The following is a 16,559-nucleotide window of genomic DNA, read 5'->3' as shown; positions in this document are numbered from 1 at the left end:
TTCCTCCTTCTGTTACTTTTATTATAACATTGTTTCATAATTATTGCATTATTAATGATAAACTTTAACTACCTTTTCTCAATCTCAATTACATATGGTGCCTTTGCTTTATTCATCATTTTAAACAACGCTACATTATAAATCATATGATCTAAACTACTAACATATTCATCAATTTTTAAACTTTCTTTTTCCCCCTCTGGATGTCCAATATAAACCACAATAAAAAGATGTCCCTTTTTATTTAAACATCTAACAGCTTTATCAATAGCTATCAAAGAAGTTGATACTTTAGTAGTAATTTGATGGTTCCCTTGCGGTAAATAGCCTAAATTAAAAACTCCCATATCAAAACTCTGAAGATAATTATCAAAATTTTCATGACTATCTAAAATAAGTTCTACATTATCAATATCATTGATCAATTTTCTTGTATTGATCAATGCAGCCTCCTGAATATCAAAACTATATACTTTTTTAGCTATCTTACTCAAAGTTAATGTATCATTACCATTTCCCATCGTAAAATCGATTGCCACTTCATATTTTTCATCTAATAATCTGCTTGTTACATATTCTGTCATCGTTTTCATAATTTCACCCTTTTTATATTAACATAAAAAAGACTCTTTTGAATCACCAAAAAAGTCATTACTTATAAATTTTCACAGATTTATTATACTTTTCTAATCCTTTCACCATTTTTTATAAGATATCCTAATACTTTACAGCCACTTAATTTCTCTATCATTTTAAGATTATCGCGATGAAGCAAATTATCTTCTTCAAAATAATTCATTATAAAACCTAATATTTCTAAACCTTGACTTTTCGCATATAAAGCAGTTAAAACCGCACTATTGATACTTCCAAGACCTGATGAAGTGACGATAATCAAAGGATATCCGGCTAATTTCATTACATCGGTCAACATAATTTGTTTATCATCATCACGTAATGGACAAATGATACCACCACTACCTTCAATAACTACTATGTCATGATTTTTTGATAAATCATGCAGGTCTTTTTCTACTACAGTCAATTCAACAGGATCATTTGTTTTTTTAGCCGCTAAATGCGGAGCATAAGCATCTTTATAAAGATAAGATACTTTACAATCTGTTTCTTTTAAATTGGCATATTTAGATACATTCTCTTTATCACCAGGAATCATTATACCATCAACTATCTCAGCCCCGCTTAAAGCTGCTTTATAGTAGCCTACATGATATTGTTGTTTTAATTCTTTGATGATTCTAGATGTCACATAAGTCTTACCAATATCAGTAGCTGTCCCCGTTATAAATAATCCCTTGATCATAATTTGACTACCTCAAAGCCTAATTCTTTAATGATTCTTTGATCTTCATTGATCGTAATCCCCTGAGTTGTAAGCATATCTCCAGTAATTGCAGCATTAGCACCACTTTTAAAAACACTTAGCCCCTGATCCTCTAACAAACCTCTGCCCAAAGCCATTCTAATTGCGGCATCAGGAAGAATAAATCTAAAAATTGCAAAAATGCGTTCAACTTCTTCTTTTGATAAAGGACAAAGATGTTCTAAAGGAGTCCCAGGAATAGGATTTAAAATATTGATGGGAATCGACTTTACCCCTAATTCCTTCAATTCAAAAGCTAAATCGATGCGATCCTGCCATGATTCATTCATCCCCATAATTCCCCCACTGCACACTTCTAATCCGGCCTCTTGCGCCGCTTTTATAGTTTCGATCTTCTGTTGATAACTATGAGTTGTACAAATATTGGGAAAATAGTTACGAGAAGTTTCTAAATTATTATGATATCTTTTTACTCCCGCTGCTTTTAATTTTGTTAATTGTTCCAAATTCAATAGACCAAGTGAGGCACACAAAGATATCTCTGTCGTATCATGAAGACTTTGATATATCTTGATCACGTCTAAAAATTCTTGATCATTTAAACGCCGACCTGAAGTAACGATTGAAAAACGTTTCACGCTTTTATTTTCGTTATGTAAAGCCATATCTTTAATCGTTGCTTCATTAAGCAGATCATAAACTTCAACATTTGTGTGATAGTGAATCGATTGAGCACAGTATTTACAATTTTCACTACAGCGTCCACTTTTACCATTAATAATTGAACATAAATCAAATTTGTTACCACAAAAATGTTCACGAATCAAATCAGCAGCCCGTTTTAACCAAACTATATCAGCATCAACTAGTAAAATGGCATCAGACTTACTAATTTCATGACCAGCTAAAACATCTTTTAAAATCTTTTCCAACATTATCTTCTTCCCTTCTTAAAGACCTTTTCAAACCTAACTTCAGCCATCATCGCTAAAATACTTAAAAATATATCACCTGGTAAATCGATTGGAAAACATGATAATAATACTAACTTCCATGAAACGGCTGTACCTGTATAATAATTTAAAATCATATACTTATAACCTAAACCAATAATATAGGTCACTAGTAACCCTAAAAATACCGCTAACGCATATTTTTTTAAAGATGAAAAAGATGTTTTTTCAATAACTAAACCAGTAAAATATGCCCCCGCAATAAAGCCTAACAAATAACCAAAACTAGGTCTAACAATATACGCTAAACCACCACCGGCAGCAAAGATCGGTATCCCCAGTAAACCGATAACAACATACAATAAAACCGCTAAACCACCTAATTTTGATCCTAACAATATCCCTGCTAATAAAACAAAGAAAAATTGTAATGTAAAATAATCCATGTATGGCACGGGTATTTGAATAAAAGCCCCAATCGCAATCAAAGCTGTAAAAATTGCACACTGAGCCATCTTAGTTGTGGTTAAAATTTTATTTTGTTCCATAATTTCCTCCCACAATACTAACTTCACCAGAACTTAAAATTAATTCTTGATCATTACATTCAACAACTAAATTACCATAATCGTTGATATCCTTTACTACCCCAGTGAACAATTGTCCCTTAATCGTAAATTCAATATTTTTATTTAAAACACATGATAAATTTTTATATTCAACTAAAACCTGTGCAAAGGCTTCATCAATTATCTTAAATAACTGCTTTAAAATTTCTGCGATAAATTGATTTCGATTAGCGTTGTCTAAATTTAATGATGTTGCCTTATTCTGAAGTTCATCAGGAAATTCTTTAGTAGAAACATTTATCCCAATACCAATAATAACAGCTTCAATCATGCCACTTTCAAAATCACTAATTGCTTCTGTCAAGATTCCACAAATCTTTTTGCCATGATAATAAAGATCATTGACCCACTTGATTTCTGTTTTTATACCATATAACTTTTTAATCGCCCGATTTACTGCTACAGCGGTTTTAATTGTAATAAAAGTCGCATCTTGGATCATTTCCTGCCGTTTCAACAAAACACTCATATAAATACCTTTTTTTGCGGGAGAATAAAAACTACGACCAAATCGTCCGCGTCCGGCACTTTGTTTTTCAGCTACGATCACACAACGATCATTACCACCATCAACAGCCAATTTCTTCATTTGGTTATTAGTTGAATCAATACTTTTATAAGCATATATATCAATTTTTTCATCTAAATAACAGGCAATTCCTTCACTTGAGATAACATCGCTATTTTCCAGCAGGATATATCCTTTATTAGGTGTGGCCTCAATATGATATCCTTCATCTTTTAATGCTTTAATTGCCTTCCAAACAGCAGCTCGACTTACATTTAAACTATCTGCCAGTTCCTGCCCAGAAATTGCATTATTTCTATTTTTTTCTAAGATACTAATAATTTCGTGTTTAACACTCACTTTTTTCACCTCGTTATTAGGATAGCAAAACCAGCTACAATTGTAAACTTATTTTTTTATAAAGTTTACAATTGTGACTAATAATAAAAACAGCACTAATTACACCAAAATATTTAAAAATTATTTTAGTATAATTATTATTGATCAATACATGATTAAAAAAGCACAAAAAATCAGGTATTTCATTCACACCTGATTTTTGTTTAAACTAAGATTTTATGCTTTTTTTGTAAGAATTGCTTTGATTTGAGTAGATTATCTAATTAATTTGTGAAATATAAATTTAAAGACAAACGCACATACTAATAACTAAATCATTAATAAGCTTATACCACAAATATGTATTGTAGTACTGTTATCATTTGTTCACGCTGAATAATACTTCTTTATAAACATGTAATTTTCTGATTTTTATTAGAAACAAAGCTCTTATTTATCACTATATAAAGATTTACCAATATCCTTGATTGTTTTGGATCTTACCCAAAATATAAAAGCTAGTCAATTTTCTAAAAACATGATTATTAAAAAAAGCCTATAAATTATTAGTACAACATAATACAAAATGAATATTTATTTTTGCTTATATATATTTGTTTTAGATTTTTACCAGTTGCAATCATAACAAGATCTCTAGCATATCTTTTAAAACTAAAATACATGTTATAATAAATTCTCATTTTAATCACAAGTAAGAACAACTATTTTACTAAGTTACCACTATATCTATAACATTTATTTTTCGTACTGTCTGTACTTGTTTTTACAATTGGAATTCCATGAAATGCACCATCTTCTAAATATTCACAATATATCATTCGTTAATATTAAATTTTAATCCACAAATTTCAACAGGACTAAAGATTAATAAACTATTTAAAAAACTTTTCATTTCTTTTCTCCCCACATATTTTATTTTTCAATAATCTCTATTTCTTTATGCAAATTTGATTCATTTTTTATTTCATCAAGTTAATTCAATCTATACACCTTAAACATAATCACATAATAATTAAAATTAATACCACTCTGTTTTCTTTTTAATAAAACTGTCTGTATCAATTTTTATGATCATGTATCCCATATGGTCTATAAATCTAAAATTTCGTTATTCAAAAAATATTTTTTTGAATTGACGAGTATGATTTTTAATTTCATTTATGTATAGCTTACTCTTCACCTACATTACCTTTTTCACCATACTCTAAAATATCAAAAACACCCTGAATATTTTTTCTAAATTCTTCTCTAACAGTCATTAAATAATCTTTACCTGATTCTTCTAATTTATAATATACTCTGATTCTCTTTCCTGCTATAATGTCATAACTGCTTATATATTCCTTTTTTAACAATGTATGGACAACTGGATATAAAGTTCCTTCTTTTATATCCAAAGCACCATGAGAAATCTCTCTAATCATTTTACAAATCTCGTATCCATAACAATCTTTAACATTTAGGATACTTAAAACAAGCATATCAAAATTAAAAAAAGTATTTGCCTTTGCCATTTTCATCACCCACTTAAAAAATATCATAAATTTCAAATAATAACAACATAAATCGCTTTAAAACATAATAAATATTTGAATATTAATATTATTATATAATTCAATTTTTTGATTTATATCATTTTATACACATATAATAATAGTATTAATGAAGAAAAAATTGTATGATAATAAAAAATATAAAACTAATTTATAATAGATCAACATATAAATTTAAAACTAAATAAAAATAATTTTTCTCAAAATTAAAATCAATTATAAAAAATAGTTTAACAACAATATTAAGATAACATTCTTAAAAATAGATAAAAACTAAATAAATCAGCAAATATTAAATTATATAAAAATTCTTCTTAATCATCAAGGATAAAACCAAACTATGATCGTATATTCTATTAGAAACATTAAGCAAATTATATCAACTTTTAATTCATACTATAAAAAAGCGATGTTATACCCTTTTCAAATTGAAAGATATTTTTTATTAGCATATGTAATATTTTATCAAAACCAGGTACTAATTTATACCTGGCTTTTTGATTTTATATAACTGTCATAAACGTTTTAATATCAAATACAATTTATTCTCTCTTATTATTAAAATATACTGCTATTATCGACATTTGAATAGATAGTGTTAAAGCACTACATAATATCCAAAACAGCTCTCCTGTATAATTCATAAAAGGAATCATCAATATTGCAAACAATGATAAAAAACCGATTATAGTTATAAATACTGCTGCTATATATTTCAACATATAATTCTCGTCCTCTCTATAATTCAAGATTACAATATTATTATTCTGGCTTTGAGTATCAACTTTTCATCACTTTAAATTATATATAATAAGCTAAAGCATATAATTGTTTCTTTTCTGGAAAATAAATTAAATAAAGCTTATCATCTCTATTTGAATAATCTATTTCTTTTGAATAGTAATCATCTGTAAATGAGGGTAAATATTTATTATCAATATCAATCTCATGCAAAATTTTACTTACTTCATTTTCAAATGAAGAATCGCTTTCTTTAACAAAATTTTCTTCAATATCTCCAATATCACTACTACTATAATCCAATATTAAATATCTTTCACCATCTCGATCAAAACCTTTTATGGTATCTACTTCATAAATAACAGATGCGTTTTCATCTAATGATGTTGCAAAAGATTCATTAATCAATTCTTGGATAGAATGATTTTTTAATACAAAATCATATGAGTTTGTAAAAAAGAACCCCACTACTAAAACACATACACCAGCCACAAATAAAATTATCCATTTAATTTTTTTCACATTTAAATTTCTCCTAAAATTATATTTTACTTTAAAACTATTATAAAAGTATCAAGAAATAATCCAATACTTAATTATTTATAATCTTTCTTTATTCCATAAAATATTTTATCTCTTACAAATACTTTCTTTAAATTTCAATAAAATATTCATCTTAAAAATATTTCAAACAAAACTAACAATCGTGATATAAAAATCTTCCCTCCTAACCTATCAAATTAATTGTTGAATTGCTTTTATTTCTTTTTATTATCTTTACATTTATATTATAATCACTAATCATTCATGAGTCAACATATACATTATTTATAATATCATTTTATATATTTGATTATTAAAATCATCATAAAATAAAACATCGAGAAAATAAGTAATCCTTCTCTCGATATTTTTATAACCATTTTTCTTTTTTAATACCACATATTATTCCTATCATATCAGCTAAAAACCAGCCAATTGGTATCGACCACCAAATTGCCCGCGTCCCAAATACCGGTGCTAATAAGTACGCAAGTAAAACCCTAGTACCTAAAGATACTACCGTCAATACAACAGATATCCCCGGTTTACCGATACCGCGATAATATCCATATAATAAAAATAAACAACCAATTCCTAAATAACAAGCACCTTCTATTCTAAGATATGCAACTCCCTCCCTAATTATTTCTACTTTAGATCCATCGATAAATATCATCATTAAATTATCTGCAAAAATAAAAACTAAAAAAGAAATAATTAAACAAAAGATTACTGCTGCTTTAATTGCTGCTTTTAAGCCTTTTTTTATTCTATCTTGTAAATTGGCACCTTTATTTTGAGCAATATATGTTGAAAATGCATTACCAAAATCCTGAACTGGCATATAAGCAAATGAATCAATTTTAACAGCTGCTGCAAAAGCAGACATCGTTATTATTCCAAAACTATTTACTAATCCTTGAATCATTAAAATACCAAAATTCATTACTGATTGCTGGATACACGTCAACAATGAATAATCTTTTATCTTTTTAAAGATTTCATAATCAAAATGGCAATGTTGTTTTTGAGGAATAAGTTCCTTTTTAAAAATCAAGACATATAACATAATACCTAAAGCACTAAAAATTTGGGCAAGTAATGTCGCTAGAGCCGCCCCTGATACTTTCATATTAACATTTACAATAAAAAAGATATCTAAAACAATATTAATAATTGAAGCAATTCCTAGAAATAATAGTGGTATTTTAGAATTTCCTAATGCTCTTAGTAATGAAGCAAAATAATTATAAATAAATGTAAATATAAGTCCAATAAATATAATAATTAAATAATCATATGTTATTTGATAAATATCTTTAGGAATGTTCATAAAAGTTAAAATAGGATGAATTGCAAATATACAGATTCCTTCTAATAATATAGTAATAATTCCTACAGCTATAAAAGAAACAAAAAAAGATATTTTCATTTTATCTATCTGTTTAGCTCCATATAACATCGAAAATAAAATACCACTTCCCATACATAAACCTAAAATAATCGAAGTCAAAAACGTCATTATTGTAAATGAAGATCCTACTGCTGCTAAAGCATCAGACCCGATATACTTACCAACGATAAAAGTATCTGCCACATTATATAACTGTTGCAGTAGATTTCCCAAAATCATCGGTAATGAAAATAATAGTAATGATTTTGTTATATTTCCCTTTGTAAGATCAATTTCCATATTATTACCCCAATCATTTTAAACTCTACTAATTTTGCTTTGACTATTATTAAATATATATTATCTAAGATCATTTGTTTCTATTTATAATATTATTTTATCTTCTGCTCAACATTTCTAATGATCTGCCAATGATCAATTAATTTTTCTAACGAATAACTGGCATTAGCTGGTGAAGATGATGGTAGTTTAATCACCGGCAAATCAATTATATCATCAAAATATCGATGATATAACTTATCTGCTAAATTACCGTTTGTATAAATATGCGTTATTGTGCTTTGGTTAATGATCTTTTCTAAATCATTAACCGTTACATTTTTAATACTACTGTCGCTAGAACCATTTATTTCACAACTAGCAATTACATCCCATAGGGCAAGATGATTTTCTAATAAAAATTGTTTTTTTTGAGATATTGTTTCTAATGGCTCATGATCATAGATATTAGCTAAAATTTTCCAAAAACGATTTTGAGGATGATGATAAAAAAAATTACCCTCTCTTGATTTTACTGATGGAAATGATCCTAAAATCAATATTTGTGATTCTTTATTATATACTGGTTCAATTAAATGATATTCTTTCATAATGCCCCCTAAATTAATTATTTTATACTGTCATAATACCACATTTATCGATTATGTATCAAATATTAAAATCATTGATTGACTGGAGTATAAACAGAAGTTAACCAGCCATCTAGTAAAGGATCAACTAATTCTGGCTTTGAAACTTCGTTATTATTTAAAACAAAGCTGGATAATATATTGGCATTTTTTACATATTCACAAATGTTTTTTTCATATTCTTCATAATCATCGCCCTCAAACCAATAAAATGATACATCTTTACCGTTAAAATCATATTCACTTAAAAAGTTTTTTAATTCTATCGAAATTTGATTATTTTGAATTACACTTCCAATTAAAATCAAATCATATTTTTCTAATGATAATGAATCATTGACTCCTATTTCATATAAATCAACAAGCAGCTTTTTTTGAATCATTGCATTTATTTCATCAAGTAAATCATAAGGATCATAATATAGTACTAATATTTGTTTATTTTCATTTATTTTTTCTAAAAAAATATTAGTTTGTTTTATCTGTTTTATAGCTGCTGGTGGTGTAGGATCTATGGTCCTGCACGCTGTCAAGATCATTAAACTAATAAATAAATTTATAATTTTCTTCATTATAACGCCCCTTTTCAAATGCATATAATAACATATCTTTATTTTAACTATTATTCTCTATGAAATTTGTCACTTGATTTTTTATTGTTATAAAAGATCAAAAAAAGACTAGAAGTCTAACGACATCTAGTCATCTACATATATTTTACATAACATCTGTTAATGATTTTACATAATCATACAATGGTTTATTAGCATCAGCACCATTTTCCTTGATGATATTAACTATCGCACTACCAACGATTACCCCATCAGCAATCGATGCAAAATGTTTTACCTGTTCTTGATTATTAATTCCAAACCCAACCGCTACAGGCGTATCAGTGACTGATTTAATTAATTCTACAATTCCTTCAATATCTGTAACGATCTTACTACGCATACCTGTTACTCCCATTGAAGAAACAAGATAAATAAAGCCTCTAGCCTGTTTTGCAATCTCTAATGTTCTTTCTTTAGATGTTGGTGCAATCATCGAAATTAAATCAACATCATATTGATAACAAATATCACTAACTTCTTTGCTTTCTTCAAAAGGACAGTCAGGAATAATTATCCCATCAATTCCCACTTCCTGGCATTTTTTAAAGAAGTTATCATAACCATAATGAAATACAGGGTTTAAATAGGTCATTAAACATAATGGTATATTGGAAACTTTTCTGATTTCTTTAACGATTTCAAATACTTTATCAGTTGTCATCTTATTTGTTAATGCTCGAATATTAGCTTCCTGGATAACTGGTCCTTCAGCAATTGGATCACTAAAAGGAATACCAATTTCAATTAAAGAGGCTCCTGCTTTTTCTATTTCTAAAATATATTCGATCGTTTTTTCCAGACAGGGATCGCCAGCTGTTAAAAAGCCAATAAAGGCTTTTTTATCTTTAAAAGCTTCATTAATTCTACTCATGAATATTCACCCCCTGATATCTTGCAATAGCTGCGACATCTTTATCGCCACGTCCTGATAAACAAATAATAACAATATCATCTTTTTTCATTGTTGGAACGATCTTACGGGCATGAGCTACAGCATGAGCACTTTCGATTGCACAAATGATTCCTTCTGTTCTCGCTAAGTATTCAAAAGCAGCTACTGCTTCATCATCAGTTACGGGTACATATTTTGCTCGACCAATATCATGTAAATGCGCATGTTCTGGTCCAATTCCAGGATAATCCAAACCAGCTGAAATCGAATAAACAGGTGCTATTTGACCATATTCATCTTGACAAAAATATGATTTCATCCCATGAAATACACCCAATGTTCCAGTATTGATCGTTGCTGCTGTTAAAGCTGTATCAACACCCTTACCAGCTGCTTCACAACCAATCAATTGAACTGAAGAATCATTAATAAAATTATAGAACATGCCCATTGCATTGCTGCCACCACCGACACAAGCCATGACCGCCGTTGGTAATTTTCCTTCATATTCTAAAATCTGGGCTCTTGCTTCTTTAGAGATAACACTTTGAAAATCTCTAACGATCATGGGAAAAGGATGTGGTCCCATAACTGAACCTAAAACATATAAAGTATCATCAACTCGTTTTGTCCATTCACGCATCGTCTCATTAACAGCATCTTTTAAAGTCATCGTTCCACTAGTCACACTATGAACTTTAGCTCCTAAAAGTTCCATTCGATAAACATTTAAAGCTTGCCGATCAGTGTCTTCTTTCCCCATAAAGATTTCACATTCAAGCCCTAAAAGAGCTGCTGCAGTTGCTGTTGCTACCCCATGCTGTCCTGCTCCAGTTTCAGCAATCACTCTCGTTTTCCCCATTTTTTTAGCCATCAACACTTGACCTAATACATTATTAATTTTATGAGATCCAGTATGATTTAAATCTTCACGTTTTAAATATACTTTAGCTCCACCTAAATCTTCTGTCATTTTTTTTGCATAATATAAAAGTGATGGTCTGCCGGCATATTCTTTTAATAATTTATCTAATTCCTGATTGAATTCCGGATCATTTTTATAAAACTCATATGCTTTTTCTACATTATGGATCTCATTCATCAATGTTTCTGGAATATATTGACCCCCATGTATTCCATATCTACCTGTCGCCATTTCTAACTCTCCTTACTATTTCATTAATTTTGTTACGATCTTTAATTCCCTTAGTTTCAACTCCACTACTGACATCTAAACTAAAACATTTTATTTTCAAAGCATCATTTAAATTAGTTAAGTCAATTCCACCAGCGAGAAAAAATGGTTTGTCCAATTGTTTGATCAATGACCAGTCAAAACTTTCACCACTGCCGCTAATTTTATTATCTAATAAATAATAATCAACATCGTAATTTAGATCATCTAAATCACTAGCGTGATCTACTTTGATTGCTTTGATGATGGGAACATCAATAAATTGCTTTAATTGTTGTAGATAAATGTTATCCTCACTACCATGAAGCTGAACTACTTCAATTACTTCTTGATTCACTAAATCGACAATATCTGCAATTGGACTATCAACAAAAACGCCTACTGCTTTTATTTGTTTATCTAACTTTGCTTTTAATTGTTTGGCCTGATCAAAATTTACTTGTCGCTTACTTTGAGCAAAAACAAATCCAGCATAATCAGGTTTGGCTTCATTTACATAATCAATATCATCACTTCTAAACAAACCACAAATCTTAATTTTCATGATCTGGTTTTCTTAACCCCTGTAAAATTTCAAAAGTTTTTCGTTTATCATGACTACGCATCAATATCTCACCAACTAAAACCGCATCAACTTTGTTTTCCTCTAAAATTTTGATATCATCATATGTTTTAATGCCGCTTTCAGAAACAAAAACAATATCATCAGGTACCATCGAACGTAATTCAATACTATTTTTCATATCTACTTCAAAATTTCTTAAATCACGATTATTGACCCCAATAATTTTTGCGCCTACTCGTAAAGCTTTTTTTACCTGCATCGAACTATGTGCCTCGACTAAAGCGCTCATCCCTAGACGCTCAGCTAAATTTAAACAACGCATCAAAGTTATTTCATCTAAAACGCTACATATCAACAATACCGCATCAGCACCTAATAATTTAGCTTCATAGATCATATATTCATCTACTACAAAATCTTTTCTCAACACTGGTATTTTAACAATTTTTGCAATTTCTGCTAAGAAATCATCATCCCCTTTAAAAAAGTCTGGTTCTGTCAAAACAGAAATAGCTGCCGCTCCAATATCTTCATATTCTTTAGCAATTGTTTTATAATCAAAATTTTGGGCAATCACCCCTTTTGAAGGTGAAGCCTTTTTTACCTCCATAATATATGACATTCCTGGTTTACGTAAGGCTTTTTCAAAAGGATAATCTTTGTTGATTGGTTTATCAAAAGCCAATTTTGCTAGTTTATCAATCGAATTTCTTTTTTTATTTTCAGCTACTCTTTCTTTAGTTCTTTCAACAATATCATCAATAATCATTTTCATAACCCCTTTATCTATTAGTTTCTTCAATGAACTGTTCAAGTTTAGCTAAAGCTTTCCCTTCATCAATCAATTTAGCTGCTAATTCAATTCCTTCTTGCATCGTTTCACTACGACCCGCAATATAAATCGCTGCTCCCGCATTCAATAATACCGCATCACGTTGAGGCCCTTTTTTACCATTTAAAATCTCACGCGTGATCTTAGCATTATATTCAGGATCTCCACCAACTAGATCTTCTTTTACACAACGTTTAAACCCAAATTGTTCTGGGGTAATTACATAACGAGTATATTTACCATCTTTTACTTCACAAACACTAGTTGGAGCAGAAAGAGAAATTTCATCTAAACAATCTTGTCCATATACTACCATGGCTCTTTTGACACCTAAATTACTTAAAACTTTAGCCAATGGTTCGACTAATGTCTCATCATATACTCCCATTACCTGTTTACTAGCTCCGGCCGGATTAGTTAAAGGTCCTAAAATATTGAATACCGTCCTAATTCCTAATTCGCGTCTTACTGGAGCTACATATTTCATTGCAATATGATAATTTTGAGCAAATAAGAAGCAGATATTAATCTTGTCCAATATTGTAGCACTTTTTTCAGGAGATACATCAATTTTTACTCCTAATTTTTCTAAAACATCAGCTGCTCCACATTTAGAACTAGCCGCCCGATTACCATGCTTAGCTACTTTCACGCCACTTGCTGCAATTACGATCGATGATGTCGTTGAAATATTAAATGAATTAGAACCATCACCACCAGTTCCAACGATTTCTAAAACATCTTCATCATTTAATAATTTTATACAGTGCTCCCGCATTCCTGCAGCACTTCCCGTGATTTCATCGATCGTTTCACCTTTCAAACTTAAAGCTGTTAAATAACTGCTCATTTGAATATCACTGGCTTCACCATTCATAATTTCATTCATACATTCATATGCTTCTTCTTTAGTTAAATCAATTTTTTTTGATAATTTAATAATCGCTTCTTTAATCATTTTCATTTACCTCCAAAAAATTTTTGATCATTAATTTTCCTTGACTAGTTAAAATCGATTCCGGATGAAACTGTAATCCATAAACCGGATAATCCTGATGCTTAACTGCCATAACTTCACCGTCATCACTTAATGCAATAATTTTTAGTTCTTCAGCTAAAGTATCTTTTTTTACTGCTAAAGAATGATATCTTGCTACTTTAGTATTTTTTTCAACTCCTTCAAAAATCTCATCATCAGTTACCTCAATAATCGAACTTTTACCATGCATTAATTCTTTAGCATAGGTAATTGTACTACCAAAAGCTTCACAGATAGCCTGATGTCCTAAACATACGCCCAAGATTGGCTTTTTATTATAAAAATATTTAATTACTTCTTCTATATTACCTGCCTCACTCGGTTTTCCAGGTCCTGGAGAAATAATAATCGTATCAGGATTCAGTTTTTCAATTTGATCAATTGACATTTCATCATTACGAATGACTTTAATTCTTTCATCAATTGATCCAATTAACTGATATAAGTTATAAGCAAAACTATCATAGTTATCAATTAATAATATCATTGTTCTATTCCTCCATCTGCCATTTCTAGTGCCTTAACAACAGCTTTAGCCTTATTTAAACATTCTTGATATTCATTTTCTGGTACACTGTCATATACAATTCCCGCTCCACTACGAACATGAACTCTATTATTCTTTTTATATGCTAAACGAATTGCAATACAAGTATCTAAATTTCCTGTAAAATCAATATATCCAACAGCGCCACCATAAATACCACGTCGATCATTTTCTAATTCATTAATAATTTGACAAGCTCGAATTTTAGGTGCTCCAGATAAAGTACCCGCTGGAAGTAAAGCGTCGATAGCATCAATAGCTACTAAGTTATCTAAAATTGTTCCTGATACAGTAGAACCAATGTGCATAACATGTGAAAATCTTAAAATCTCCATATATTTTTCTACTGTGACACTGCCAAATTTTGCAATCCGACCAATATCATTTCTTCCCAAATCAACCAGCATATTATGTTCAGCTAACTCTTTTTGATCTGTCAATAAACTTTTCTCAAACTGTTTATCTTCACGTTCATCTTTACCTCTTGGTCGAGTTCCTGCTAAAGGATAAGTATATAGAGTTTGATCTTCAAGCTTTACTAAAGTTTCTGGTGAAGCTCCGGCAATTTCTTGATTATCACTAGAAAAATAAAACATATAAGGTGAAGGGTTTGTGGTTCTTAAAACTCGATATGTGTCAAATAAACTACCAGATGCCTCAGCTTCTAAATGGTTTGATAAAACAATTTGAAAAATATCTCCTTCTTTAATATATTTCTTAGCTTTATTTACCATCGCACAATACTCATCTTGACTAAATAAAGGATTAAATTCACCCTTTAATTTTAATGGTTCAACCCTTGCCTTTGACCCTTTTATGATCAATTCATGTAATTCATCGAGCTTAGCAGTTGCTTTTTGATAACTTTCATCAAGATCTTTGACCTTGGCATTTGCAATCAAAATAATCTTCTGTTTATAATTATCAAAACAAATAACTTGATCAAATAACATTAAATCAACATCATTAAATCCTTCTTTGTCATCACTTTTTAAATTCAATACCGGTTCACTATATTTAAAATAATCATAAGCAAAGTAACCTACTAAACCACCCGTAAAAGTTGGTAAACCAGCAATTTTAGGACTTCGATAACGTTTTAATAATTCTTTTATATATATTCCGGGATGATCAACTTTAAACTCTTTACCATCAACATTCATAACATTATTTAAACAAGTTATTTCACTTTTTGGCTTATATCCCATAAAAGTATAGCGACCCCAGCGTTTTGTATCATCCACACTCTCTAACATATAGCAGTGCTTACTATAATTTTTTAAAATTCGCATAACTTCAATCGGTGTAATACTATCACCATAAATTTCTTTACTAATAGGAACTAAATCATATTCGTTATTTTTTATTATTTCTTTTACCTGATCTAATGTTGGATAATACATCGCTTTTTCCTCCTTCTTTTTAAATAAAAAACCGTCCCGACAGAAAATAATTCTGTCAAGGACGGATAATATAATATTCCGCGGTGCCACCTTGTTTCACGATACACTCGTGCCCTTAGTAGATGCTATCACATCTATGACTACTTACGTAAGTCTCACGTCAAAGAATACTAAGCTAATGCTTTTCACTTTGCCCTCCGTGGTCCATTTAATAGGCTGCGTTCTGCTTGTTTCCACCATCCAAGCTCTCTGTAAGTGCACGATCTATTTTTATCTCCACTTCATCGGTTTCTTTATAAAAATCATATAACTATTTTTTATTAGTGTCAATATTTTGTTGTTATTTTATCTAATGTTTTTATTTTAGTACATTTTTATATGATTTAAGATCATTACAAAACATTATATTTTACACAACGAATAAACTTATTGGATATGCAACAGTATGATCCTAATCAATAATTAATTTATCTTCATAAAAGAATATTTTCAGCTTACAGATCTGTTTCAATTAATTT

At 29.5% G+C, this 16,559-nt stretch carries 18 protein-coding genes and 1 other annotated feature; all 18 genes read right to left on the bottom strand.

Annotation, left to right across the window (positions count from 1 at the left end; all coding sequences use genetic code 11):
• Positions 1-68 precede the first annotated feature (68 nt).
• The 18 genes from mnmM to trpE all read right to left on the bottom strand — a co-directional run bounded on the left by mnmM (position 69) and on the right by trpE (position 16,041).
• Positions 69-593 carry a tRNA 5-(aminomethyl)-2-thiouridylate-methyltransferase MnmM gene (gene mnmM / locus OC535_RS01690; RefSeq protein WP_024722663.1) on the bottom strand — a complete coding sequence of 175 codons (525 nt, stop codon included), beginning with the start codon at positions 591-593 and terminating at the stop codon, positions 69-71.
• An 83-nt stretch (positions 594-676) separates the two neighbouring features.
• Positions 677-1,324: a dethiobiotin synthase gene (gene bioD / locus OC535_RS01685; protein WP_024722191.1), complete on the bottom strand. Its 648-nt coding sequence runs from the start codon at positions 1,322-1,324 to the stop codon at positions 677-679.
• Positions 1,321-2,280, bottom strand: coding sequence for a biotin synthase BioB (bioB, locus tag OC535_RS01680; protein WP_498823011.1), 960 nt, complete (start codon positions 2,278-2,280; stop codon positions 1,321-1,323). Before bioB ends, bioD begins: the two co-directional genes overlap by 4 nt.
• Positions 2,280-2,846 (bottom strand): biotin transporter BioY, encoded by a 567-nt coding sequence (locus OC535_RS01675; RefSeq protein ID WP_498823010.1) that lies wholly within the window; start codon positions 2,844-2,846, stop codon positions 2,280-2,282. Before OC535_RS01675 ends, bioB begins: the two co-directional genes overlap by 1 nt.
• Entirely contained in the window at positions 2,833-3,795 is a 963-nt protein-coding gene (locus tag OC535_RS01670; RefSeq protein ID WP_498823009.1) for a biotin--[acetyl-CoA-carboxylase] ligase, read from the bottom strand. Before OC535_RS01670 ends, OC535_RS01675 begins: the two co-directional genes overlap by 14 nt.
• Positions 3,796-4,964: 1,169 nt before the next feature.
• Positions 4,965-5,309, bottom strand: a complete 345-nt coding sequence (locus OC535_RS01665; protein WP_024722195.1) for a PadR family transcriptional regulator — start codon at positions 5,307-5,309, stop codon at positions 4,965-4,967.
• Positions 5,310-5,890: 581 nt separating this feature from the next.
• On the bottom strand, positions 5,891-6,070 hold the full coding sequence (locus OC535_RS01660) for a hypothetical protein (protein WP_024722198.1): 180 nt from the start codon (positions 6,068-6,070) through the stop codon (positions 5,891-5,893).
• A 79-nt stretch (positions 6,071-6,149) separates the two neighbouring features.
• Positions 6,150-6,611, bottom strand: a complete 462-nt coding sequence (locus tag OC535_RS01655; protein ID WP_227052143.1) for a hypothetical protein — start codon at positions 6,609-6,611, stop codon at positions 6,150-6,152.
• A gap of 391 nt (positions 6,612-7,002) precedes the next feature.
• Complete coding sequence (locus OC535_RS01650; protein ID WP_498823008.1) at positions 7,003-8,325, bottom strand: MATE family efflux transporter; 1,323 nt, start codon at positions 8,323-8,325, stop codon at positions 7,003-7,005.
• Positions 8,326-8,417: 92 nt separating this feature from the next.
• Positions 8,418-8,915, bottom strand: a complete 498-nt coding sequence (locus OC535_RS01645; RefSeq protein ID WP_227052146.1) for a DNA-deoxyinosine glycosylase — start codon at positions 8,913-8,915, stop codon at positions 8,418-8,420.
• A 71-nt stretch (positions 8,916-8,986) separates the two neighbouring features.
• Complete coding sequence (locus OC535_RS01640; RefSeq protein ID WP_498823007.1) at positions 8,987-9,526, bottom strand: flavodoxin family protein; 540 nt, start codon at positions 9,524-9,526, stop codon at positions 8,987-8,989.
• A 145-nt stretch (positions 9,527-9,671) separates the two neighbouring features.
• The gene (gene trpA, locus OC535_RS01635; RefSeq protein WP_227052152.1) at positions 9,672-10,439 is read right to left on the bottom strand and encodes a tryptophan synthase subunit alpha; all 768 of its coding nucleotides are present in this window, start codon (positions 10,437-10,439) and stop codon (positions 9,672-9,674) included.
• On the bottom strand, positions 10,432-11,616 hold the full coding sequence (gene trpB / locus OC535_RS01630) for a tryptophan synthase subunit beta (protein WP_024722203.1): 1,185 nt from the start codon (positions 11,614-11,616) through the stop codon (positions 10,432-10,434). The genes trpA and trpB overlap by 8 nt, the downstream gene beginning before the upstream one ends.
• On the bottom strand, positions 11,603-12,199 hold the full coding sequence (locus OC535_RS01625; RefSeq protein WP_227052159.1) for a phosphoribosylanthranilate isomerase: 597 nt from the start codon (positions 12,197-12,199) through the stop codon (positions 11,603-11,605). The genes trpB and OC535_RS01625 overlap by 14 nt, the downstream gene beginning before the upstream one ends.
• A complete protein-coding gene (gene trpC / locus OC535_RS01620) occupies positions 12,189-12,989 on the bottom strand; it encodes an indole-3-glycerol phosphate synthase TrpC (protein WP_227052163.1) in 801 nt (266 codons plus the stop codon). Before trpC ends, OC535_RS01625 begins: the two co-directional genes overlap by 11 nt.
• A gap of 13 nt (positions 12,990-13,002) precedes the next feature.
• Positions 13,003-14,010 (bottom strand): anthranilate phosphoribosyltransferase, encoded by a 1,008-nt coding sequence (gene trpD / locus OC535_RS01615; protein ID WP_024722206.1) that lies wholly within the window; start codon positions 14,008-14,010, stop codon positions 13,003-13,005.
• Positions 14,003-14,578, bottom strand: a complete 576-nt coding sequence (locus OC535_RS01610; protein WP_498823006.1) for an anthranilate synthase component II — start codon at positions 14,576-14,578, stop codon at positions 14,003-14,005. The genes trpD and OC535_RS01610 overlap by 8 nt, the downstream gene beginning before the upstream one ends.
• A complete protein-coding gene (trpE, locus tag OC535_RS01605; protein WP_498823005.1) occupies positions 14,575-16,041 on the bottom strand; it encodes an anthranilate synthase component I in 1,467 nt (488 codons plus the stop codon). Before trpE ends, OC535_RS01610 begins: the two co-directional genes overlap by 4 nt.
• 54 nt (positions 16,042-16,095) lie before the next feature.
• Positions 16,096-16,335: a binding site (T-box leader), on the bottom strand.
• Positions 16,336-16,559: the final 224 nt, after the last annotated feature.

Origin of the sequence: Clostridium sp. Marseille-Q5894 (assembly GCF_946902305.1) — a bacterium.
Taxonomy (GTDB): Bacteria; Bacillota_I; Bacilli_A; order Erysipelotrichales; family Coprobacillaceae; genus Thomasclavelia.
This window is presented reverse-complemented; position numbering and strand designations above follow the sequence as displayed.